Below are 20,396 nucleotides of genomic sequence, written 5' to 3'. Positions count from 1 at the left end.
GGGAAACTGGCCATCGGTCCTCGCCTACGTCAGCGCCGTCATCTGGAGGGGTCAGTCTTGCACCGGGGGTCGGCCCGGTGCGTTCACCCGCCAAACAGCGCTCGTCAGTCTAGCTCCAAGAGGACGTCGTTCATCTCGGCCCGAAAGCGTCGGAGCTCGTCGCGATGCTCCAGAGAGAGCGACGCCAGGATCCCATCACCTCGTTCGGTGAGCTTGGTGAGGTGCTCGCGCCGATCCTCGGCGTTGGTCTCGCCCTCAACCAACCCCGCCGCAGCCGCACGCTGGATCAACTCGACCGTGGAGTTGTGTTTCAGCTGGAGGCGATCGGCGAGCGCTGCGATCGTCGGCGAGCCCTCGGGCCAGCCCTTGATCGCCAGCATCAGCTGGTGCTGGGCGGGCGTGACGCCGGCCGACCGGGCGGCGTTCTCGGAGAATCGGGCGAACACCCGCAACGCATGGCGAAAGCTTGCCAGCACTTGATAGTCGGCGTTGGAGAGCGGACGGTCGTTCATGGGCCTCCCGGCGACGAAACTCGAACTTCGGCGCTGCGTTCGCGCTGGGTCTCGATCAGCGTGACTCGATTGGTGACCAGTATGGAGGTCACCGCTGCGATCAGCAGAACCGGCAGCAGCGGAAGGCCGGCCATCTCGGTCACGACGAGGGTGGTGCCCAACGGCGTCTTGGTCACCCCGACGCACAGCGCCACCATCGAACATGCCATGAGCACCGAGACGTTGGTTCCGCTCAACACGTGATGGGCCAGCTGGCCGAACACGGCGCCGATGAAGAAGAGCGGGATGATGAAGCCGCCCTTCCAGCCCGCCGCCAGCGTCACGGTGGTACCGAGGAGCTTGGCCGCCATGGCGACCGCCAGCGCCCCAACGCCGATGCGGACGTCGAGGAGTTCGGAGAGCTGCACCTCGCCGAAGGTGAGCGCGTAGGGCGACCACCACCCGAGCAGCCCGAGGGCCAGACCACCGAGGATGTAGCGGGCCGAGACCGGCACCATGCCGAATGCCTTTCTGCCGAGGTGGGTAGCACCGGTGAAGATGGCGGCGCCCGCCGCGCCGATGAGGCCGATGCCGGCGGCAAGCGCCAGATCGTGGACGGCAAGGTCGCCGACGGGAGGGAAGTTCCAGATCGAGCTGACGCCCAGGCCGCTGAGCCCCAGGTAGACGCCATAGCCGCACAGGGAGCCGACGACCGCCGGCAGGAGGGCCTCGTAGTACTGCAGTCCCCGGCGGTGGAGGATTTCCAGGGCGAAGAGCGCCGATCCCAGCGGTGCGCCGAACAGAACGGTGAACCCGGCGGCCATGCCGGTGATCGTCAACACCCGGACGTCGGTCGTCGAGTGCCCCCTGCGCGAGCCCAACAATGTGCCGAACGCGCCGGTCGTCTGGACCAGCGGCGCCTCCGGGCCCATGCCGGCCCCCGAGGCGACGCACAGTAACGAGGTGGGGATCAACGGTCGAAGCGAGCGGACATCATCGGCACCGCCCATCACATGGATGTTGTCGACGAGCAACTCGACGTTGCCGGTCTCTCCCCACAGCCGGGTGATCAGCGCGACCAGCCCGCCCACGGCGATGAAAATCAAGAGTTGGATTCCGGCGGCGTGGTGCTCCGGCCCGATCACCCGGCCGAGAACGTGCAGCGCCCCCACGTAGGCGGCCCCGATCGCACCGCCGGCGATCCCTACGCCGACGATGGCGAGTCCGATCCCCTGTCGGACACGGATGGAGGCTTCGTCGAGCATGACCGGGAGTCGCACTCCCTTAAAATATCGTAATGCGATATGCCTCCCCAAGTCGCCAGGCGGCGAGAGGTGTCACATCGTGGCGGTGCGTTGTAACCGCCTACAGGTAGCTGTTGCGCTGAAGCCACCTCATGGCGATCCAGCCCCACAGCGGCGGGAGGTAGTAGGTCGTCGCCCGGAACAGCAGCGCCGTCGCCGTTGCGGTCGGCGCCTCGATTCCGGCGGCGACCAGGCCGGTCGCCAGGGCCGCCTCCATCACGCCGATGCCGCCGGGCACGGGCATGAGACCGCCGAAGAGCGCGGCCCCCACCGAGATGACCAGCAGCGTGGCCAGGTTCGCCGACGCGCCGAAGGCCTGAAGCGACAACCCGAGTGTGGCGGCGAGCACCAGCTCGGTCACGAAGTTCCCTCCGAACAGCTGCGCCAGCTTGGTCGGCGTGCGCAGCGAGGCCAAGGTCGACCTGGCGTCGGCGACGATCGGCCCGACGCGATCGCCGATGCGGGTGCGAAGTCGGGGCACCGCAACGGCGACGACGGCACCCACTGCCACGAGCGCCGCAAACACCCCGAGCGCGGTGGGGATCCACTCCAGTTTGGAACTCGTCGACGTCAGGTCCAGGTGGAGGTCCACTTGCCCGATCCCGACGACGAGCGTCAGGAACAACAGCGAGATCTGGATGAGAAACCCGCTGAAGCTGTCGATCGCCGCCACGGACATCGCTGTCGGGGCGGTCATGCCCTGGCGCTGAAAGAACCGGATGTTCATGGCCAGCCGCCCGGCGGTCGAGGGGACCGCCAATGCGATGAACGCAACCGCGGTCTGCAAGATGGTCAGCGGGCCGAGTGGAAGGTCCTTGGGTGAGGCCCCTTTGACCGAGAACGCCCTGAACACGAACACGATCTGGGCCACGCTCAGGGCTGCGATCGCCCACCCCGGTGACATGCCGGCGATCAGGTCGGCGAGCTCCTCCAGGTCGAGGTTGCCAAAGGCGCTGAAGAGCGCAAAGGCGACCAAGGCGACCAGGCCGACCGTGGCGAGTGACTGGGGCGAAACCCGTCGCAGTCTGGCGGTATCGGGTGGCTCGACCGAGACCTCCGCGGCCAAGGCGGCGCGAAGGTCGCCCAGGTTGACGTCGGAGGCCTTCACGGCTCGTCGAAGGTCGCGGCCGAGCGCAGGGAGTTGCAGGTACGCCAGCATCGTTTCGACGCCGGCCGATCCCAGTTCCTTGGCCGCCAGAGCGACCGCAGCGTCGATCCCGAGCAGCGTTGCGGTGATGCAGGTCAGCTGCGCCCAGTCGGTCGTGCGCGCCTCATCGCTGATCGACATGGTGGCCGGGGCCAACTCGCGCAACACCGCCGCTCCGTCGACGATGCCGAACGCGTCGAGGCTCAGCTCACCGTGGACGATGCGGGCGCCGTGAAGGCGGCGCACCAGCCGCCAGAGTTGTGGCACGGCGTCGACGCGGCTGAACTCCTCGACGGCGCTGAGCGGTCGGCCCGCGTCCCGGACGGCGATCACGGCGTCGCCCTCGGCGGTCATCCCGGCCACCGCCACGCTGGGAACCGTCACGCCGGAGGTGGCGGCGAGCAGGGTGATGAAGGCCTCATGTTCGACCTGTCGTTCCCGGCTCCCCGAGAACGATGAGTCGTTGCTGTACCACATTCGCCGCCAGATGGCGTTGAGCAGCTGAGCATCGCGGGCGTCGCGCCCATAGACCTTGACGCGAACCTGATCGCCGGCTGCGTCGACACCGTTCATGGCCACCACCCCCGAGGACTGGCGGGGCGAGGTGGCGAGTCCCGTGACCACCAGATTCAAGGCACGCAGTGCGGTCTCGGTCTGCTCGACGGTCGGCCGGCCGGCGGAGGTTCCGAGGCCCAGGTGCACCAGTGCGGCAGCTGCCACGCCCAGGAGAACGCTGAGGGTCGCCCCAACGGGGGTGGTGGCCCCCAGGATCAGGGCCGACGTGACGCCGATGGCGACGCTCGACCGGCCGGAGGCGCGCACGGGCTTGGTGAGGTGGGGGGAGGAGGCGGACGCCAGCGACGTGGCCGCAGCCAGGAGCATTAACGGAACGGCCCCACCTCGGCCGCCGGTGACCACCTGATCGATGCTGGGCCATCCGCCGTTGACCCGCTGCCACATCAGCAGCCCCAGGCCGAGGGCCAGGACCGCGCTCAGCCCGATCTCGGCCACGACGCCCCATCGTCGCTGAAGCATCGCTCCGAGGACCACGACGAGACACCAAAGACCCAGCCCGACGAGGCTGAGGCGCCACAGCACATCCAGGGCGCCGGGTATCGCGTCGAAGAGTGCAGCGACCGATCGCTCGAAACCGGATTCGGGTACCGCGATGCGCGACAGCAGGAGAGTGGGAACCAACGTGAATATTGCCAGGGCCAGATCCGAGGCCGAGCGTTCCCGGGTCCCCGACGAACCAATAGAGAACAGCCGGATTGAACGCCCGGGTCGTGGAGCCGTCACCATCGTCACAAACTACGAGATGGACGCTGCGGAGGTGGCTAGAGGGCTGGGCCTCAGCCCTTCAGCTCCGTGAGGTCAAAGCGGTGTTGTTGACCCGCGCTGAGCTCGACTGTTTCGTCCTTGACGGCCACGTGCACGGGATCAGACACCGACGCCTCGCAGCGCACCGTGAGCGTCCGATCGTCGATGTGCACCCACAGGATCCAGTGGGTCCGGAATCGGATGGAGAAGCGAAGCGATGGGACCTCCTCGGGGAGTCGTGGGTTGAACCTGACGATGTGCCCGTCGATGGCCAGGCCGCTGTAGCCTCGCTGAACCATGTCCACGGTACCGGCCATGGCGCCCAGGTGGATGCCTTCAGCGGTCGTACCGCCCTGAATGTCGGAGACGTCGCTGGCGAGCGCCTCCTGGTAGGCATCCCAGGATTCTGCGCGGTCGGTGCGCGCCTGTACCCACGAGTGCACCACCCGCGACAGCGTGGAACCGTGAGAGGTGCGAGCGACGTAGTACTCGACGTTGCGGGGGATGTCGTCGGGTTCGAAGGCGTATCCCAGTTGGGTGAATACCCCCACCAGCTCGTCGGCCGTGAGCAGGTAGAACAGCATGACCACATCGGGTTGCTTGGAGGCCTTGTAGCGATTGACGGTGTCGTTCTCGGCCTCGAGGATGCGGTCGAGGCGTGAGATGTCGCCCAAGCGGTCTCGATAGCCCTGCCAGTCGAACTCCTCGAGCGCGCCGTATCCCTCGAACTGCTCGATGATCCCGTCGGGGTTGAAGGGCACGAACAGGGTCGTGCTCACAGCGTTCCAGCGAGCCAGGTGCTCGTCGTTGATGCCGAGTTTCTCGGTCAGCTCGCGGCGTCGCAGCGGCGGGAGTTGGTCAAGCATCCAAAGTGCGCGGCTCAGCAGCCATGCCGTCATCACGTTGGTGTACGAGTTGTTGTCGAGTCCGGGCTCACCGGCGTCGGGGTAGCCGGTGTGGTATTCGTCGGGCCCGAGCACACCTTCGATGACGTAGCGCTCGCGGTCGGGGTCCCAGCGGGCGAGGTCGGCGAAGAAGTCGGCGATCGACAACAGCAGCTCGGCCCCGACGTCGTGGAGGAACTCGTCGTCCGCGGTCACCTTCCAGTGGTGCCAGACGTTGAAGGCTATGGCCAGGCCGATGTGGCGTTGGAGGTGCGTCACATCGGCCAACCAGCGTCCGGATCGCGGGTTGAGGTGCCACTGCTGGTTCTCCTCGCGCCCGGTGCTGCCGCTCTGCCAAGGGAACATTGCGCCCCGTCGGCCCTCCTCAGCTGCTGCTCGGCGCGCTTCGGGGAGACGCCGGTGCCGGTACCTGATCGCGGCACGCGCTCGATCGGGGAACTGGTAGTCGAACAGCGGTAACACGAACAGCTCGTCCCAGAAGATGTGGCCGCGGTAGGCCTCGCCGTGCCAACCCCTGGCGGGGACCCCGACATCACGATCGGTGCTGTGCGCCGTGAAGCTTTGGTGCATCTGGAAAATGTGAAGAGCGAGCACGGTATCGGCCCAGTGGTCGCCGGCGTGGAACTGGATGTCGCTGCGCGTCCACAACGCGTCCCACGCTCGCTCGTGACCCAACAGGAGGTCATCGAAATCCCCGGCGAGGTCAAGGCTGCGGTGCACGTCGACCAACGGCTGATAACCCGCTGGATCGAGCGAGGTGTGCAGCGTCACGACCTTGTCGATCTGGACGCGTGCGGAGGGAGCGCCGATCGCCACCACGTCGACCCGTTTCTCCTCGGTCAGGGCGCGGGTGTCGACGTCGTCGAGACCGTCGATGCGGACCGTGGCACCCAGAGCCACCTCCAGCCCACTCGACAACGTGCTGGTCCGCAGCCACACCCGGTTCTCGTGACCGCCGGTTTCGAGGACCTCGTTGTGGTGGTGGTTCAGCTTCTCGTAGCGCTCGACCCCATGGTTGTCGATCTCGCCGTCGATGCCCGCACGAACCTCCAACGATTCGATCGTCGATGGGTCATGTACTTCGATGACCATGCGCTGGGCTGCCAGGTGGGCGTTGGCCATGTCGACGAACCGGGTCTCGGTGACCCGAATCCGGTGTCCGGCCCGATCGATGATCTCAACGTGTCGTTCCAGCACCCCGCGTCTCAGGTGCAGCTCTTGGCGGTACTCGAGAATTTCCACGTCTCGCAGGCCAAACCACTCCGATCCATCGATTCGGAAGGTGATGGGGAGCCAGTTCGCCTGGTTGACCAGGTCCTCGTTCTCGACCTCGCGACCGTCGACGGCGCTGGTGGCACGGCTGTACCCGCCGGCCAGGTACGTTCCGGGGTAGTGCACCTCATCGGCCTGCGCCCATGCGGCCGCCCCGCGGGTGACGAACACACCGTTGCCGAGCGCGCACAGCGCTTCTCGCAGGCCCTCCTCCGCTGGAACCCAGGCGTCGTAGGAGAGGATCCGAGTCACAGGTAGCCAGCCGGCTCGAGGCGCATGCGCGGACCCTAACGGAATAGGCGTGGGTCGTGGTACGTGAGCCGAGGCCACAGACCCCGCCATGATCGAAGGGGCGGCCCGGTTGGTCGTCCCGGGAAACGATGAAACCCTTGGTCTGGAGCCGAGAGCGGCCCAGACCCAGGTGTTCGGTACTGGCACCCCCAACGGGATTCGAACCCGTGCCGCCACCTTGAGAGGGTGGTGTCCTAGGCCGCTAGACGATGGGGGCAGGACGGCAGGTCACGCTAGCGACGCCACCGGGAGAGCTAAAAATCGCATCCCGGCCGACCATTGTGGTCGGTCGCTCTGGCGGGCGTGGCCCGTATGTAGTTGTTGAGCTCGGGGGGGAGGACTCGAACCCCCAATAGATGGACCAGAACCACCTGTGTTGCCGATTACACCACCCCCGAAGGGCTCGATGAGCTTAGCGGCAACCCCGCGCGGCCGCACACTCGGGTCACCGTCCCGGTTGGACGGCGCCTCAACCGAGGCGGAGCAACCTGCGATACCCGATCAGGCGACCGAGTGCGACTGCGGCAGTCTCCCCGGCGAGCTGGCGCAGGCTGGCCTGGGCACCGGTCGAGGACACGCCGGCGGAGAGGCCGAGTTCCTCAGCGGTGCCGAGCAGCCGTTCGTTGTGGTAGGGGTCCGACACCAACACGATCCGGTTGTCGCCTTGCGCTTTCAGCTGACGGGCGGCGGCAGCCAGGGACTCCCAGGTGTTGGCGCCGTCGGAGATGATCACCAATGCGTCGTCGGGCACGCCCGCTTGTCGCAGGTACTTGAACCCGGTGAACGCCTCGGTGAACCGGTCGCCGTCCCGCTTTCCGCCGGTCAGCACGATCTCGGGGGCCACATCCGCTCGGTAGAGCTCCAGGGCATGGTCGAGGCGTCGCTTCAGCACGGGGCTCGGCCGGCCGTCGTATTGCGCCGCGCCCAGCACGACGATGGCATCGACCGGCGTGCGATCGTCGCGTCCCGCAGCGCTGCGAACCTGAACGAACGTGATGCCCAGGTACCCGACGACCAACACCGGGATGGCGAGGAGGACCCACCAGCGAGCACGGCGAGGGCGGGGCACGACCCGCTAGCCGCCGGTGAGCGCACGGGCGCGCTGCAACCGGTCGATCGTGGCGCTGCGTCCGAGAAGGGCGAGCGCCTCGAACAGCGGTGGTCCGACGGTACGGCCGGTGACCGCCACGCGGATGGGCGCCTGGGCCTTGCCGAGCTTGAGCCCGTTGGCCTCGCCGAGGGCCAGCGTCGCAGCGTGGAGCGCTTCGGCGGTCCACTCGATGTCGGCGAAGGCCGCGATGGCACCGTCGAGCAATGCAGGTGCCGCCTCGTTGCCGGTGAGGGCCTTGGCGACCGATGCCTCGTCCATCTCGGGCTGATCGAGAAAGAGGAAGTCGACCATCGACGGAACCTCGGCCAAGGTCTTCACCCGGCTCTGCACTTCGCCGGCCAGCGCCAGAAACACGTCTCGGTCGAAGTCGTCTGCGTTCCACGGCCCCTGGGCCAGGTAGGGCTCCGCCGCGTCGAGAAACTCCTCCGGGCTCAAGGCGCGTACCTTCTCGGCGTTGACGTGGGCCAGCTTTTTGGGGTCGAAGGCGGCCGGTGCGGGGTTGATGCCCTCCAGCGTGAACTGCTCGATGATCTCGCCGACCGGACGGACCTCGATGCCGTCGTTGGGCCCCCAGCCGAGCAGGGCCAGGTAGTTGACCATCGCCTCCGGGAGGTACCCGGCCTGCCGGTAGTTCTCCACCGCCACGTCGTCGCGACGCTTCGACAGCTTCTTACGTCCCTCGCCGACGATCAGCGGCAGGTGGGCGAAGACCGGCTGGTCCTCGATGCCCATCGCCCGGCGCAACAGCACCGCCTTGGGGGTGGTGTTGAGCAGGTCTTCGCCGCGAACGACGTGGGTGATCCCCATGGCGGCGTCGTCGATGGCGTTGGCGATGAGGAAGGTCACCGACCCGTCGCTGCGAGCGATGACGAAGTCCTCCAGGTTGGAGCATTCGAAGCTGACGGTGCCGCGGATCACGTCGTCGAAGGCGACCGTGCCGGTATCGGGGGTGGCAAAGCGCACCACGGTGTCCTCGCCGACCGGCAGGTCGCGCTCACGGCAGAACCCGTCGTAGCCCGGCGGTCGGTTGGCCTCGGCGTTGCGGGCATCGACGTCGCTGCGCAGGCAATCGCAGGCGTAGGCCTTGTTCTCCTCGAGCAGCCGGCCGACCGCCTGGCGATAGATGTCGGCGCGCTCGGACTGGCGCAGCTCCTCGCCTCGGTTGTCCCAGTCGAGGCCCAGCCATTCCAACGTGTCGAACACCATCGTCACCAGCTCGGGTCGCGACCGCTCGGCGTCGGTGTCCTCGATGCGGACCAGAAACTCGCCGCCGACCGCTCGGGCGAACAGCCAGTTGAACAGAGCGGTCCTGGCCGAGCCGAGGTGCAGCGAGCCGGTGGGGGACGGGGCAAAGCGAACGCGGGTGGTCACCTGGCCGAGGGTAGCGCCGCGTCGCTCCGGTTCACGACCAACGGTCGTGGTGGATCACCTTGGACTTGTCGCGACGCGGCCCGGGCTTGAAGTCGGTGCCCAGGGTGTAGGCGGTCGGAATGAGGGCCACCTGGGTCACCCGGTCATAGGGGATGCCCAACAGCTCGGCGGCCTGCTTCTCGAAGGGCAGGTGTAACGTGGTCCAGACCGTGCCCAGGCCTCGCTCGCGAGCCGCCAGCATGTAGCTCCAGGTCGCCGGCAGGATCGACCCGTACAGCCCGGCCATCATCGACTGGTCCAATCCCTCCGGTCGGCCGTAGATGCACGGGATGAGGTGCACCGGTACCTCGTGCAGGTGTTCCGCCAGGTACTCGGCCGACGAACGGACGCGATTCTGTACCGAGCCGTCATCGGTGTCACCCGCTTTGGCCGCCGCCTCTTTTTGCATGGCGATGTACCCGGAGAACGCCTCCCGGTACAGCTCGGCCAGACCGAGACGCAGCTTCGGATCCCGAACGACGAGAAAGTGCCACCCCTGGGCATTAGATCCCGTCGGGGCCTGAAGCGCCGCATCGAGACACTCGTCGATCACCTCGGGCTCGACCTCCCGTTCGAAGTCCAAGCGCTTGCGCACGGCGCGCGTGGTGGCGAGAAGCTCGTCGCTGGTCAGGTTGAGTCGCATGTCTCCTGTGTAGCCGCTGTCAAGGCGCAGTGCCGGCGAAATCAGGGCGACGGCGCTAGCCGAGAGAGGCCTCGATCGTCCGGCCTACGGTGGTGGCCAGCCTGGCCGGCAGCACCGCCCGGAGGGCGAGACGCTGGTCGTCCAGGTCGGGGTAGCGGTCGAGCAGCCAGCGGGCGAAGGCACCTCGGTCCATCCAGCGGGCGGCGGAGGGGCTGAGCTCGGACCACTCGGCCCGCCCCGCACCCACGGCGAGACGTATCCGGTCCCATCCGAATCGGCCCAGGTCCCTGGAGGCGGCGCTGAGCTGCATCGACGTCGGGGCGGACGCGCCCAGCGGGTGATGGCGGACCGCGTCGGCCCAGGTTCTGACCCGTCCCGGGTGGAGTGCACCGGCGGCCAGCAACCGGTCCACCCACATCGAGCAAACGAGGTCGGCGGGGGTGCGGGCTTCAGGCGCTGTCGACAGCCCCAGGTACAACAACACGGCATCGACGGCAGCGCCCCGTCCGGCGACCGTCGTCGTGCCCTCACGCCAGTTGCCGACGGTGACCGCATACTCGCCGCATCGCGTGGCGGCGACCGCCACGCACATCGGCGCACCCGGCTCGCCGCCGGTGCCCGCAGAGTCGGGGCCGGGAGCGACCAGCGCATCAACGGCAAGGGCGACGAGCTCGACGTCGGGAGCTGCTCGGCGGCACCACACCAACTGGAGGGGGTCGGGCGAGCCGGCCTGGCCGTCAGCGGTGCGACGGCCCGGTTGGGGCGACCACCAGCGAAGCAGCCCGGAGGCGGTGATTTCGACCAGTGCGTGCCGGGGATCACCCAGGTCGACCAGCGCTGCGGCCCAGGCGGCGGGGGAGCGGCTGGACAGGGGCAAAGCCGCCTGTCGACCGGGGGACAACGGGAGTACCCGGCGGCCGGCCGGTGCAGGTTTGGTGGGAGGCGGAACCGCTGGGAACTGATTGTTTGGGGTCTGATCGTTTGAAGACATGCGAACTCCCGAATGGGGGGGCGACGAACGCCACCTGTTTTCGAGACCCGGGAGTGGGCGAGTCCGACCCGTGGCACCATGATCGCCATGGCAAGTGACAGCCAGACCGACGCCAACCGTGCCGATGATCACCGCGACGACGAGAGCGCAGTTGCGGCGTGCGTCTTCTGTCGTGTCGTTTCAGGCGCCGACCCTGCCCACGTCGTGTTCTCCGATGACGTGGCCGTCGCCTTTCTCGACCGGGTTCCGCTGTTCCATGGGCACACCCTGATCGTCCCCCGGGCGCACGTCGACACGCTGTCCGACCTGCCAGCGTCGTTGGTGGGCCCGTTCTTTCTACGCGTGCAGCGCCTGGCCGACGTGGTCGAAGAGGCCTTGGACGCCAAAGGCACGTTCGTGGCGATGAACAACCGTGTCAGCCAGTCGGTGCCCCACCTCCACACCCACGTGGTGCCCCGTCGACCCAAGGACGGACTGCGCGGGTTCTTTTGGCCGAGAACCCGCTATGACACCGACGAGCAGGCCGCCGGGGTGGCGCAGCGGCTGGCTGCCGCATGGGCGGCGAGTGGCCAGCGTGACGGCCTGCCCGGGCTCAACCCCTCAGGCGAGTAGCATCTCCGCCCGTGGCGGACGCTTCAGCCCCCAAACACCCAATCTTGCAACGACTGAGCGGCTCGGCCGTTCGGTTGGTGATGGTGGCCGTCATCGTTGGCGCGGTCGGCCTGGGTATCGGCCAGGCGATGGGGCAGGCGATCTCCAAGCTGCCCGACCCCACCGAGGGTGCCGTCGTGCTCGATCAGCTCAGCCTGGGCGGCATCGATCCGACGACGCTGCTGTTGGAAGAAGGCGACCTGCCCGCCGACTGGAAGGTCGCACCTTCATTCCCCGGCCTGGTCGGCGGAACCTGGTGCGGTGAAGAGGTGGAGACGACCGGCATGCGGTCCTCCCCGGTCGATACGGCCACCTTTCTGTTTCCCGAGAACAACAGCGTGTTGGTCTCCGAGGTCGCCAGCTTTGATCGTCCCCAGTTCGCCGCGAACTACGTGAGTGACGTCACCGAGGTGATGCTGGACTGCCCGAGCTACTTCGAGCCTGGCTTCGACGGAAAGTCGAAGGTCAAGGTCGAAGTGACCGATCTGGGTACCAAGCAGCCGATCACCGACTATGTCAGCCGGGTGTTTCAGGTGGAGGGCGGCGGCAACTACGACATCAGAACCGTGTTCCAAGTGGGTTCATCGGTCGTCGCGCTGCACTATGCCGGGTCGGAGCGACCCAGTCGCAACCTGATGTCCGACGTCGAGGAGACCATCCTCACCCGGGTCAGCCCCGACGACTTCGGCGACACGTCGACAACGGTCGCCGGGGTGACGCCGCTTCCGCCGCAATCGACCAACAAGCTCGACGACGGCAAGCTGGAAAAGGCCCCGGCCAACGAGACCGACGACGGCATCCCTCCACCGACCACCGTGGGCTAGAGCGCCGACGCTCGGTGCGTCACAGGTCATCCATCAGCTTGAAGACCTCGCCGAGCGCCACCCCGAACGGATGGCCGGCCTCGGCGAGCAGGCGGCGTTCCCGGTCGACGAATTCGGCGTGCAGTTCCGCCGGGTCCAGTCCGGACCCGGCGCCCCCCACCCGGTGGTAGTGGGTGGTTTCGAACTGGGAGCGATGTGCCTCCAGCGCAGCGATCCGCGCCCGGAGGTGTTGGGGCTCGGCCGGTTCCACGTGATCGACCTCGTCGGCCTCGAAGAGCAGCAGCGCGCTCGGGCGGTGGCGCTCCAGGCCGAGCTCGGGCAGGAAGTGGGGGTCCCGAGCGGCGACGATTCCGTCGATCGTCAGCCAACCAGCGGCCCGGTGATCGGGGTGGAGCCGGTAACGCTTCCACGGGTCGTGTCCCAAGATGACGTCGGGCCGGACGGTCCTGATCGCCGCGACCACCTCCGACCGGGCACCGGCATCGTTGGCGAGCTCGCCGTCGATGCGCCCGAGGAACGTCACCTCGCCGGTCCCGCCGAGACAGCGTGAGGCCGCTCGCTGCTCCTCCTGACGTCGGCGCACCAGCTCGGGAAGGTTGGCGGACGGGTCCCACGTGCCCTTCGAGCCGTCGGTGCAAATCAGGTGATGGATGCGGGTGCCGGCGGCGGCCCAGCGGGCCAGGGTCGCTCCGCAGCCGAACTCGACGTCGTCGGGGTGGGCGCCGATCGCCATCGCCACGTCGGGCCGGGGCAGCCCGAGAGCCGAGGCTGGCCGGGCCGCTGGGGACTGCCCCGGTGGGGCAGATGTGACTTGGTGAGACGTCGGCGGCGGAGACGCTGCCGGGGGAACCTCTGGTGGGGTCACGGGCGAACCTCTGGTGTGGGTGTGGGTGTGGGTGTGGGTGTGGCCGTGGGGCGTGGCAGCTCGGGCGGCCAGGCCCCGAGTTCCTGGGGCGGCCACAGGTCGTCGGAGCGGTCGACGTCCCAGGCCAGGGTCGGGACGTCGATCGAGTCGACGCCCAGACCGAGCCGCCTTGCCTCCGCTCGGTGCCGTGCATAGGAACGGGGGCCGTAGGCGGGCCGGAACCCAACCGAGGTGGGCAGGCACATCACGTTGGTGCCGTCCCGGTGCCGGTCGGGCACCAGCACAGCTCGGCCGGGGCGCACCAACGACGGAAGGTCGGCTGCGAAGGGCAGGTCGGCGTGCGCGATCACCGCTTGGGACGCCCCGGCACGCTCGGCTCGGGAGAGCGCCTCGGCGAGGGCGCCGTTGAGGCCGAGCCCCGGGGTCCAACACACGTCGGCCCTGTGGAGGCGGGCGAAGCCGGCCACCTCCTCGTCGTCGCAGACCACCCAGACCGCAGCGGGTGCGGCAGCCTCGATCACACGGGCGGCCATGCCCCGGGCCAAGGCGGCACGTTCGTCGGGGCCGAGCACCGGCCCGAGGCGAGCCTTGGCGGTGGCGAACGACTTCACCGGGATCAGAACGACCATGTCGCTCGACACCCGATCCTGAGCGTGGAGGTTGACGAGGGTCTCGTCGGTGCGCACGTGCGGGCTCGTCATCTCGCTCGCTCGCTCGCCATCCACCTCGATCGTAGCGGCGAAGGTACCGACGTTTGGGCGGAGGTCGGATCGTTGGCTGAGGTACCCTCGGCCAACCTCGGCTCGGCCACGTCGCCGCAGGTGGTGAGCTGTCGTCGGTCAACGTGGTCACGACGTAGAGGGGTCCAGACATGAAACCAGTTTCGGTATCGGTCATCGGGGGCGGATCGTGGGGCACCACGGTGGGCCACTTGGCGGCGCACAACGCCCAGACCCTGTTGTGGGCGCGCTCGGAAGCGACGGTGTCCGACATCAACGACTACAACGCCAACCTCCGGTATCTCGAGGGCTACAACCTCCATCCGGGCCTGCGAGCCACTTCGGACCTGGAGGAGGCGGTGCGCTGCGCCGACGTATTGGTGATGGGCGTTCCGAGCCAGGCGTTTCGCGAGACGTTGGGGCAGGTGGGGCAGTTCCTGCGCCCATGGGTGCCGGTCGTGTCGCTGACCAAGGGCCTCGAGCTGAGCACCCGCAAGCGCATGAGCCAGGTGATCCACGAGGTGTTGCCCGGTCACCCGGCCGCCGTGTTGACCGGGCCCAACCTGGCCAAGGAGATCCTGGTGGGTGATGCGGCCGCCACCGTGATCGCCACGCCGGACCCGGTGGTTGCCGAGACGCTGCAGGCGGTGTTCGCCACCGAACGTTTTCGCGTCTATGCCAACCCGGACGTGATCGGCTGCGAACTGGGTGGCGCGCTCAAGAACGTGATCGCCATCGCCTCGGGCATGGCGGACGGGCTTGGCACGGGCGACAATACGCGTGCGGCAGTGATCACCCGGGGCCTGGCCGAGTTGACCGCTTTGGGGGTGGCGATGGGTGGCCAGCAGGTGACCTTTGCCGGCCTGGCCGGCATGGGCGACCTGATCGCCACCTGCATCTCGCCCCAGAGCCGCAACCGACACGTCGGCGAGCAACTGGGTAAGGGCCGCAGTATCGAGGAGATCGTCGACGAGATGAACATGGTGGCCGAGGGGGTCAAGACCTCCAACGTCGTGATGGAGTTGGCTCGCGAGTACGAGGTGGATGTGCCGATCACCGCTCAGGTGCAGGCGGTATGCCACGAGGGGCGCTCCGCAGCCGACGCCTACAGCGGCCTGCTGGGCGGCCGGACTGGCGTTGAGCACCTGGGCTACGAGTGAGCACTCCCAAGGGAGTGACGGGCCGCCTCCGCACCGTCGGACGGTCCGCTCGATCGGTGTCGCCCCAGACCCGGGTGGCCCCCGGTTGGTGGGTCCGCCAACACGACCCCGAGTCGTCGTTGTACCTGCCGACACCCCTGACGGCCCGAAACCGCCTCGAGGTCGGTTGGTCGTTGGTGTCCACGCTCGACGGGGCCGGCGCCGCGGCGCTGGACCGGCGCGGCGTGCTCCAGCTACCGGACGCGTCCTGGGTGCTCGACTGGTGGTTCAACCACGACGGCACCTGGGAGCGGGCGTCGAGCGTCGGTGGTGTCCGCCAGCGGCGCACCGATGGTCTACCGGTGGCTGACACACGGGTCCGTGTGGGGCCCAACGAGCTGATCGTGCGTCACGGAGCTGCCCCCAGGACGGGCCCGCCGGGGGCTGCCTGGGTGACGATCGAGATCGAGGTCGATGGTCCGGACCCGATTGGTCTGGCGATCGTCGCAACACCCTGGACGCTGAGGGATCAGGGCCGGATCGACCACGTGCAGGTGGAGAACGGCCTCCTGACGGTCGATGGTCGGCCGGCGTTGGTCGCCGAGCGACTTCCTCGTGCCGTGCACGTCGTCGAGGTGGCCGATGAGCTGGTCGATGAGCTCGCCGTGATCGACCAACCCGCCTCGGCGGGCGAGGGTTCGGCCCGGGAGGTGGCGGCCAGCACGTTGGTGGCCCAGTCGCCCGACGGTGTGGCCGGCGCAGCGCTCATCTGGCCGATGGCGCATCGCAGCACGCTTCGCCTCGGTGTGCCGATCGGGCCCTCGGAGCCTGGCGTCGAGCTGGATCCCGACGAGCTGACCGGCCTGGGCGACGTTGATGCCGTTGCCAAGGGATGGGCGCTGCACCTGGCCGCCGAACCGACGATCGAGTTGCCCGACGCGACGCTGACCGCCGTGGCGCGGGCTGCGTTGGCCCAGCTGTTGGCGGCGTCCGACGGCGCTTGGTTCACCGGGGCGGACGCCCACTCGGCGGCGATCGCCGCCGGGGCGGTGGCCAGGGCCGGGCACGGCACGTTGGCCCGGGGCGTGGTCGGCGAGGTGGCCCGCCTGACCGACGACGATCCGGCTGGCTTGACAGCGGTGTTGGAGGCGTGTGTTGGCCTCGGCATCACCATGTCGGCCGACGAGGTCGCCGATGCGCCCGAAGACCTGCTCGTGCACCTGGCGCGGGCGCTGCACGTATGTCGGCGACGGCTGCGCCGCTACGGCGTCGGGTGGTGGCCGGCCGCCGGTCGCGACGAGCTGCGGCGTCTGGTCGCCGTCGCCACCGTGCTCGCCGACGGCTGGGACCAGGACGGGGTGGCGGACAATGCCCGGGCGGTGGCCGAGCTGTTGGTGGAGGGGGCAAAGACGGAGCCTGTGGCACCTGTGATCGCCGAGGCTGTGGACCCCGAACGGTCGTCCGTCGGGGCAGCGCGCGCCGACGACGGGGCGACCGTGGACGGGGTATCCGACCCGGGGGATCAGGAGCTGCAGTCCGGGCTGACGACCGAGGTGCGCTGGGTACGTCGAACCCCGGGCGCCGATCTCGATCTGCCGGCCACCCTGGCCGCGGCACGAGCCGATATCGCTTGCGGTGACCCCGCCGGGGCGGTGACCGTCGCTGCGGTGGCCTCGCTGCTGAACCGTCTGGAGTGTTGGCCCGACGCAGTGCACCCCATCCGTCCGCTGGGCGTGGGCGAGGACGGAGCATCGGTGGCCACGATGGCACACCTGCTGGCGGCCACCTTCGAGCTGTCGGCGCCGATCCAGGCGGATGGCTTGGTCGTGTTTCCGGCGTTCCCGCCCGAGTGGTGGGGCAAGCCCGCTCAGTTCAGCGCGATGGCGGTGCTCGGCGGCTCGGCCTCGTGCGCCCTGCGCTGGCACGGGGCACGCCCGGCGCTGATCTGGGAGCTGAGGCCCGACGCAGGTCGAGGGGCATCGAAGCGCTCCGAGGGCCGCCGGCTGAGCGCACCGGCGCTCGACCCGGCGTTTGCGGCCGAGGATCTGGACGGCGAGGCCCTTCTGGCGATGCCCCCGGGAGCCGCCGAGTTCCTCACCGCCAGGGCCGAGGCCGCCCAGGCAGCCGAGGCCGCCGCGGAGACCTCGGGGACGGGCACCCCGCAGGAGGCTGGTTCGTCGACCGACGACCGCGGCGCTTCAGCTGGTGAACCTCAGACCGGTGATGGCCGGGCTGGCGGCGGGGTGACGATGAACGTCGGCATCCCCACGCGGCGCCGCTCCGACGGCGCCTGAGTCGCGGCGCCGTTCCGCTGGCAGGAGTCGGGGGTACCGCGCCGCCCGGGCCGCGCCTCGCTGCGCCGGTCAGAGTTCGAGGCGCTTAGCGGCGGCGAAAGCGGTCGGCTAGCCGGGCGAAGAAGCCCCGGCGCTGCGGTGCCGCCGCCTTGGCTTCATCGATCGCCCGGCGAAGTCGACGAACCCCCGAGTGGTCGGGATGGGAGACCTCCAGGTGGCCGATGAGGGCGTCGGCCCGCTTCAGATGGCCCCGGCGGCGCGCTACCTCGGCCTCACCCAGGCGCCCCTCGGGCTCCTCGGGGGCCAGGCGGCCGAGGGCGGCCGAACTCGATTGGGCCGCATCGAGGTCGCCGCAGCGCAGGGCTGCGCGCACCAACGCCTTGTGGTAGGCGGGCACCAGCGGTTCGCGGTCGACGGCGGCTTCCGAGGCGGCCAGGGCCGGTGAGGCCTGCCCGAGTTGCAACAGCACCCGGGCTCGCAGGTGGTGGCCCTCCGGGTTGTTCGGCTCCGCCGCCACAACCGCATCGGCGGAGCGCAACGCCTCCTCGGGCTGATGGAGGCTGAGGAGCGTGGACGCCAGCAGTGCCTGGGCCTCGATCGAGCGCGGTTCGCCCTGGAGCAGCCGACGCAGCCGGATCACCGCCAACTCGCCTCGTCCATCGGCCACCAGCGCCCGCAGGGCGCTGAGCTGTTCGGCCGCCGATCCGGCGGTGTCGTCGATCACCCCCTCAGGCTAGGCGGATGCGCCACCGCCACGAAGGAGACAGGTCGGCCGTTGACGTGCGTTCGGAGCCTGAGGGGCGAGGCCGGCGGCGGGTACCGTACGGACATGCGCATCGCTTATGGGGCAGACGAGTCGACCCTCGTCACCGAGCGGATCGCCGAGTGGATCGGCGGCCAGGGGCACGAGGTGGTCATCAACATGATCGATCGACCGTGGCCCTCCGTGGGCGCCGGTGTGGCCCAGGCGGTGGTCGACGGCGAGTGCGAGGCGGGCATCGTGTGGTGTTACACCGGCACCGGGGTGTCGATCGCCGCCAACAAGGTGGCCGGCGCGCGGGCTGCGCTGTGCGTCGATGCGGCGACGGCGACCGGCGCTCGCCGCTGGAACGACGCCAACGTGCTCGCCCTGTCGCAGCGGCTGACCACCGAGGACGTGGCCAAGGAGATCATTGCCGCGTTTCTGGCCGGCGAGCCCGATGCCGATGAGGTGGCCAGGATTGCCGCCGTTGAGCCGGCGCGCACAACGGGCGATGGCGATGCCTGAGGGCCCGGGCCCGACGGGCGGGTCCGGTGCGGTTGCCAAGGCGTCCCGCTCGGCGTCGGCAGGCTCGCGCCGGTCGGGCAAGCGGGCGGTCAGCACCAAGCGGGCGCCCAGCCTGGAGTTCGAGCGTCGCTGGTGGGATGAGGGCGCCGAATGCGTCGTCGGTATCGACGAGGTGGGCAGGGGCTCGTGGGCGGGCCCGCTCACCGTCGGGGTGGCGGTGTTGGCCACCGATCGGCGGGTCAACGGCGTGCGTGACTCCAAGATGCTCAGCGAGGCACGTCGCGAGGAACTCTTCGACCGGGTGGCCGAGCGGTGTGCGGGTTGGGCGGTCGGCCACGCCTGGCCGGGAGAGTGTGACGAGCTGGGTATGTCCGCCGCCCAGCGGTTGGCCGCACGTCGGGCGCTCGACGCGCTGAACCTCCCGGTCGATGCCGTGCTGCTCGACGGCAAGTGGGACTTCGTCGGACACGAGAACACGACGATGCTCGTCAAGGGCGACGCCCGCTGCCGGTCGATCGCCACCGCCTCGATCCTGGCCAAGGTCAGCCGGGACCGGATGATGCGGGCAGCGGCCGCCGATCACCCCGGCTACGACTTTGAATACAACAAGGGCTACCCGTGCCCACGTCACCAACTTGCCCTGCTCGGCTACGGCCCGACTGCGATCCACCGGCGCAGCTGGTCGTTCTGCGACGATCTACCGTGGCCTGGTCAGCGCTACGTGCGTCCCGACCCGCAGCTCTCCCTGTTCGGGTGACGAGGCCCGGTAGCGTGACGGCGTGAAGTGGGACGAAGAGGCCTCGCCGGACATGACCAACGTCGACGATCGGCGGGCCGATGGCCCCCGCTCGGGTGGCGGCCTGCGGTTTCCGTTCCCCGGTGGTGGCGGCGGCCGCGGCGGGTCGGGTGGCCTGCCCATCGGCAAGGGCGGCGGCATCCTCGGCCTGGTGATTGCCTTGGCGGTGGTGTTCGTGCTGCCCCGGCTGGGAGGGGGCGGGGAGGGGCTGCCCTTCAATGTCGACGGTTTGGACCTTCCGGGTTCGGTGCCGCAGGCATCCGGGCAGGGTGGACGGGTTGACGATGTCCCGCCGACCGATGAGGCCGGACGTTTCGTGGTGTGGGTGTTCAACGACGTGCAGCGCACGTGGACGAAGCAGTTTGCCGACGGCGGTCGAAACTACGAGGACGCCAAGCTCAACCTGTTTCGGGGTTCGGTCGACAGCGGTTGCGGCCGGGCGTCCTCAGCGATGGGTCCGTTCTATTGCCCGGCGGACTCCGAGGTGTACATCGACGAGACCTTCTTCGACGAGCTGTCCAGCCGTTTCGGTGCCCCGGGTGATTTTGCTCAGGCCTACGTGGTCGCCCATGAGGTTGGTCATCACGTTCAGAACCTCGTCGGTACCTCCGACGAAGTGCAGCGGCTCAGCCGGAAGCACCCCGACGAGGCCAACGCCCTCTCGATCCGGTTGGAACTCCAGGCGGATTGCCTGGCCGGTGTGTGGGCCCGCAACGTCTACCAAGACGACTCCTCGGAGCGCGGGCTGGAACCCGGCGACATCGAGGAGGGCCTCGGCGCGGCGGCGGCCGTGGGCGACGATCGCATCCAGGAGCAGGCGACCGGTCGCATCGACCCGGAGTCCTGGAACCACGGCAGCTCCGAGCAACGGGTGAGGTGGTTCCGGGTGGGCTTCGACAGCGGGGCGGCCGAGCGCTGCGACACCTTTGGGGTGGAACGCCCCTGAGCCGGTACGA

General features: G+C 68.9%; 18 protein-coding genes and 2 tRNA genes. 7 read left to right on the top strand and 13 right to left on the bottom strand.

Translation table 11 applies throughout. The features are described from left to right. Nucleotides 1-104: 104 nt before the first annotated feature. The 10 genes from PKD89_RS03960 to PKD89_RS03915 all read right to left on the bottom strand — a co-directional run bounded on the left by PKD89_RS03960 (nt 105) and on the right by PKD89_RS03915 (nt 10,885). A complete protein-coding gene (locus PKD89_RS03960; protein WP_287374314.1) occupies nt 105-512 on the bottom strand; it encodes a MarR family winged helix-turn-helix transcriptional regulator in 408 nt (135 codons plus the stop codon). Beyond that, entirely contained in the window at nt 509-1,756 is a 1,248-nt protein-coding gene (locus tag PKD89_RS03955) for a chloride channel protein (protein ID WP_289011551.1), read from the bottom strand. The genes PKD89_RS03960 and PKD89_RS03955 overlap by 4 nt, the downstream gene beginning before the upstream one ends. A 100-nt stretch (nt 1,757-1,856) precedes the next feature. Next, nucleotides 1,857-4,139, bottom strand: a complete 2,283-nt coding sequence (locus PKD89_RS03950) for a lysylphosphatidylglycerol synthase transmembrane domain-containing protein (RefSeq protein ID WP_289011552.1) — start codon at nt 4,137-4,139, stop codon at nt 1,857-1,859. A 155-nt stretch (nt 4,140-4,294) separates the two neighbouring features. Beyond that, on the bottom strand, nt 4,295-6,691 hold the full coding sequence (locus PKD89_RS03945) for a glycoside hydrolase family 65 protein (protein WP_289011553.1): 2,397 nt from the start codon (nt 6,689-6,691) through the stop codon (nt 4,295-4,297). Between the two features lie 180 nt (nt 6,692-6,871). Then, nucleotides 6,872-6,947: transfer RNA gene (locus PKD89_RS03940), tRNA-Glu, on the bottom strand. A gap of 109 nt (nt 6,948-7,056) precedes the next feature. Continuing rightward, a tRNA-Gln gene (locus PKD89_RS03935) sits at nt 7,057-7,128 on the bottom strand. 71 nt (nt 7,129-7,199) lie between these two features. Beyond that, nucleotides 7,200-7,799 carry a YdcF family protein gene (locus PKD89_RS03930; protein ID WP_287374310.1) on the bottom strand — a complete coding sequence of 200 codons (600 nt, stop codon included), beginning with the start codon at nt 7,797-7,799 and terminating at the stop codon, nt 7,200-7,202. 6 nt (nt 7,800-7,805) lie between these two features. After that, nucleotides 7,806-9,212, bottom strand: a complete 1,407-nt coding sequence (gene gltX, locus PKD89_RS03925; protein ID WP_289011554.1) for a glutamate--tRNA ligase — start codon at nt 9,210-9,212, stop codon at nt 7,806-7,808. A 31-nt stretch (nt 9,213-9,243) separates the two neighbouring features. Continuing rightward, nucleotides 9,244-9,894 (bottom strand): nitroreductase family protein, encoded by a 651-nt coding sequence (locus PKD89_RS03920; protein WP_289011555.1) that lies wholly within the window; start codon nt 9,892-9,894, stop codon nt 9,244-9,246. Between the two features lie 55 nt (nt 9,895-9,949). After that, a complete protein-coding gene (locus PKD89_RS03915; protein WP_289011556.1) occupies nt 9,950-10,885 on the bottom strand; it encodes a hypothetical protein in 936 nt (311 codons plus the stop codon). A gap of 78 nt (nt 10,886-10,963) precedes the next feature. Here PKD89_RS03915 and PKD89_RS03910 point away from each other — a divergent pair, with 78 nt between their 5' ends. Further along, nucleotides 10,964-11,497 (top strand): HIT family protein, encoded by a 534-nt coding sequence (locus PKD89_RS03910; RefSeq protein ID WP_425591227.1) that lies wholly within the window; start codon nt 10,964-10,966, stop codon nt 11,495-11,497. Nucleotides 11,498-11,508: 11 nt separating this feature from the next. Next, on the top strand, nt 11,509-12,360 hold the full coding sequence (locus tag PKD89_RS03905; protein ID WP_289011558.1) for a hypothetical protein: 852 nt from the start codon (nt 11,509-11,511) through the stop codon (nt 12,358-12,360). Nucleotides 12,361-12,379: 19 nt separating this feature from the next. Here the strand turns inward: PKD89_RS03905 and PKD89_RS03900 are convergent, their stop codons facing one another. Together PKD89_RS03900 and cofC are read right to left on the bottom strand one after the other, a co-directional pair. Further along, nucleotides 12,380-13,093, bottom strand: coding sequence for a PIG-L deacetylase family protein (locus PKD89_RS03900; protein ID WP_289011623.1), 714 nt, complete (start codon nt 13,091-13,093; stop codon nt 12,380-12,382). A 128-nt stretch (nt 13,094-13,221) separates the two neighbouring features. Next, nucleotides 13,222-13,926: a 2-phospho-L-lactate guanylyltransferase gene (gene cofC, locus PKD89_RS03895; RefSeq protein WP_287374303.1), complete on the bottom strand. Its 705-nt coding sequence runs from the start codon at nt 13,924-13,926 to the stop codon at nt 13,222-13,224. Nucleotides 13,927-14,096: 170 nt separating this feature from the next. On the opposite strand from cofC, the gene PKD89_RS03890 reads away from it, so the two are divergent. Both PKD89_RS03890 and PKD89_RS03885 read left to right on the top strand, forming a co-directional pair. Further along, on the top strand, nt 14,097-15,104 hold the full coding sequence (locus PKD89_RS03890) for an NAD(P)H-dependent glycerol-3-phosphate dehydrogenase (protein WP_287374302.1): 1,008 nt from the start codon (nt 14,097-14,099) through the stop codon (nt 15,102-15,104). Between the two features lie 56 nt (nt 15,105-15,160). Beyond that, on the top strand, nt 15,161-17,377 hold the full coding sequence (locus PKD89_RS03885) for a hypothetical protein (RefSeq protein ID WP_289011559.1): 2,217 nt from the start codon (nt 15,161-15,163) through the stop codon (nt 17,375-17,377). An 85-nt stretch (nt 17,378-17,462) separates the two neighbouring features. Here the strand turns inward: PKD89_RS03885 and PKD89_RS03880 are convergent, their stop codons facing one another. Further along, on the bottom strand, nt 17,463-18,101 hold the full coding sequence (locus PKD89_RS03880) for a tetratricopeptide repeat protein (RefSeq protein WP_289011560.1): 639 nt from the start codon (nt 18,099-18,101) through the stop codon (nt 17,463-17,465). A gap of 105 nt (nt 18,102-18,206) precedes the next feature. Between PKD89_RS03880 and PKD89_RS03875 the strand changes: the two genes are divergently transcribed. From PKD89_RS03875 to ypfJ, 3 genes are read left to right on the top strand one after another with little or no spacing between them, the layout of a single operon-like run. Then, on the top strand, nt 18,207-18,644 hold the full coding sequence (locus PKD89_RS03875; protein WP_289011561.1) for an RpiB/LacA/LacB family sugar-phosphate isomerase: 438 nt from the start codon (nt 18,207-18,209) through the stop codon (nt 18,642-18,644). Further along, on the top strand, nt 18,637-19,401 hold the full coding sequence (locus PKD89_RS03870; protein ID WP_287374298.1) for a ribonuclease HII: 765 nt from the start codon (nt 18,637-18,639) through the stop codon (nt 19,399-19,401). The genes PKD89_RS03875 and PKD89_RS03870 overlap by 8 nt, the downstream gene beginning before the upstream one ends. Before the next feature lie 22 nt (nt 19,402-19,423). After that, complete coding sequence (gene ypfJ / locus PKD89_RS03865; protein ID WP_287392676.1) at nt 19,424-20,386, top strand: KPN_02809 family neutral zinc metallopeptidase; 963 nt, start codon at nt 19,424-19,426, stop codon at nt 20,384-20,386. Nucleotides 20,387-20,396: the final 10 nt, after the last annotated feature.

The sequence above is a fragment of the Candidatus Neomicrothrix sp. genome (genome assembly GCF_035329545.1).
GTDB lineage: Bacteria > Actinomycetota > Acidimicrobiia > Acidimicrobiales > Microtrichaceae > Microthrix > Microthrix subdominans.
The sequence above is the reverse complement of the archived record's forward strand: the minus strand, read 5'-3'. Positions and strand labels throughout refer to the sequence as shown.

Bases quoted from the DNA above. Each gene is read 5' to 3' on its own strand.
- PKD89_RS03960 (WP_287374314.1), bottom strand. From the start codon at position 512: ATGAACGACCGTCCGCTCTCCAACGCCGACTATCAAGTGCTGGCAAGC.
- PKD89_RS03955 (WP_289011551.1), bottom strand. From the start codon at position 1,756: ATGCTCGACGAAGCCTCCATCCGTGTCCGACAGGGGATCGGACTCGCC.
- PKD89_RS03920 (WP_289011555.1), bottom strand. From the start codon at position 9,894: ATGCGACTCAACCTGACCAGCGACGAGCTTCTCGCCACCACGCGCGCC.
- PKD89_RS03915 (WP_289011556.1), bottom strand. From the start codon at position 10,885: ATGTCTTCAAACGATCAGACCCCAAACAATCAGTTCCCAGCGGTTCCG.
- PKD89_RS03910 (WP_425591227.1), top strand. From the start codon at position 10,964: ATGATCGCCATGGCAAGTGACAGCCAGACCGACGCCAACCGTGCCGAT.
- PKD89_RS03900 (WP_289011623.1), bottom strand. From the start codon at position 13,093: ATGGCGATCGGCGCCCACCCCGACGACGTCGAGTTCGGCTGCGGAGCG.
- cofC (WP_287374303.1), bottom strand. From the start codon at position 13,926: ATGACGAGCCCGCACGTGCGCACCGACGAGACCCTCGTCAACCTCCAC.
- PKD89_RS03890 (WP_287374302.1), top strand. From the start codon at position 14,097: ATGAAACCAGTTTCGGTATCGGTCATCGGGGGCGGATCGTGGGGCACC.
- PKD89_RS03875 (WP_289011561.1), top strand. From the start codon at position 18,207: ATGCGCATCGCTTATGGGGCAGACGAGTCGACCCTCGTCACCGAGCGG.
- PKD89_RS03870 (WP_287374298.1), top strand. From the start codon at position 18,637: ATGCCTGAGGGCCCGGGCCCGACGGGCGGGTCCGGTGCGGTTGCCAAG.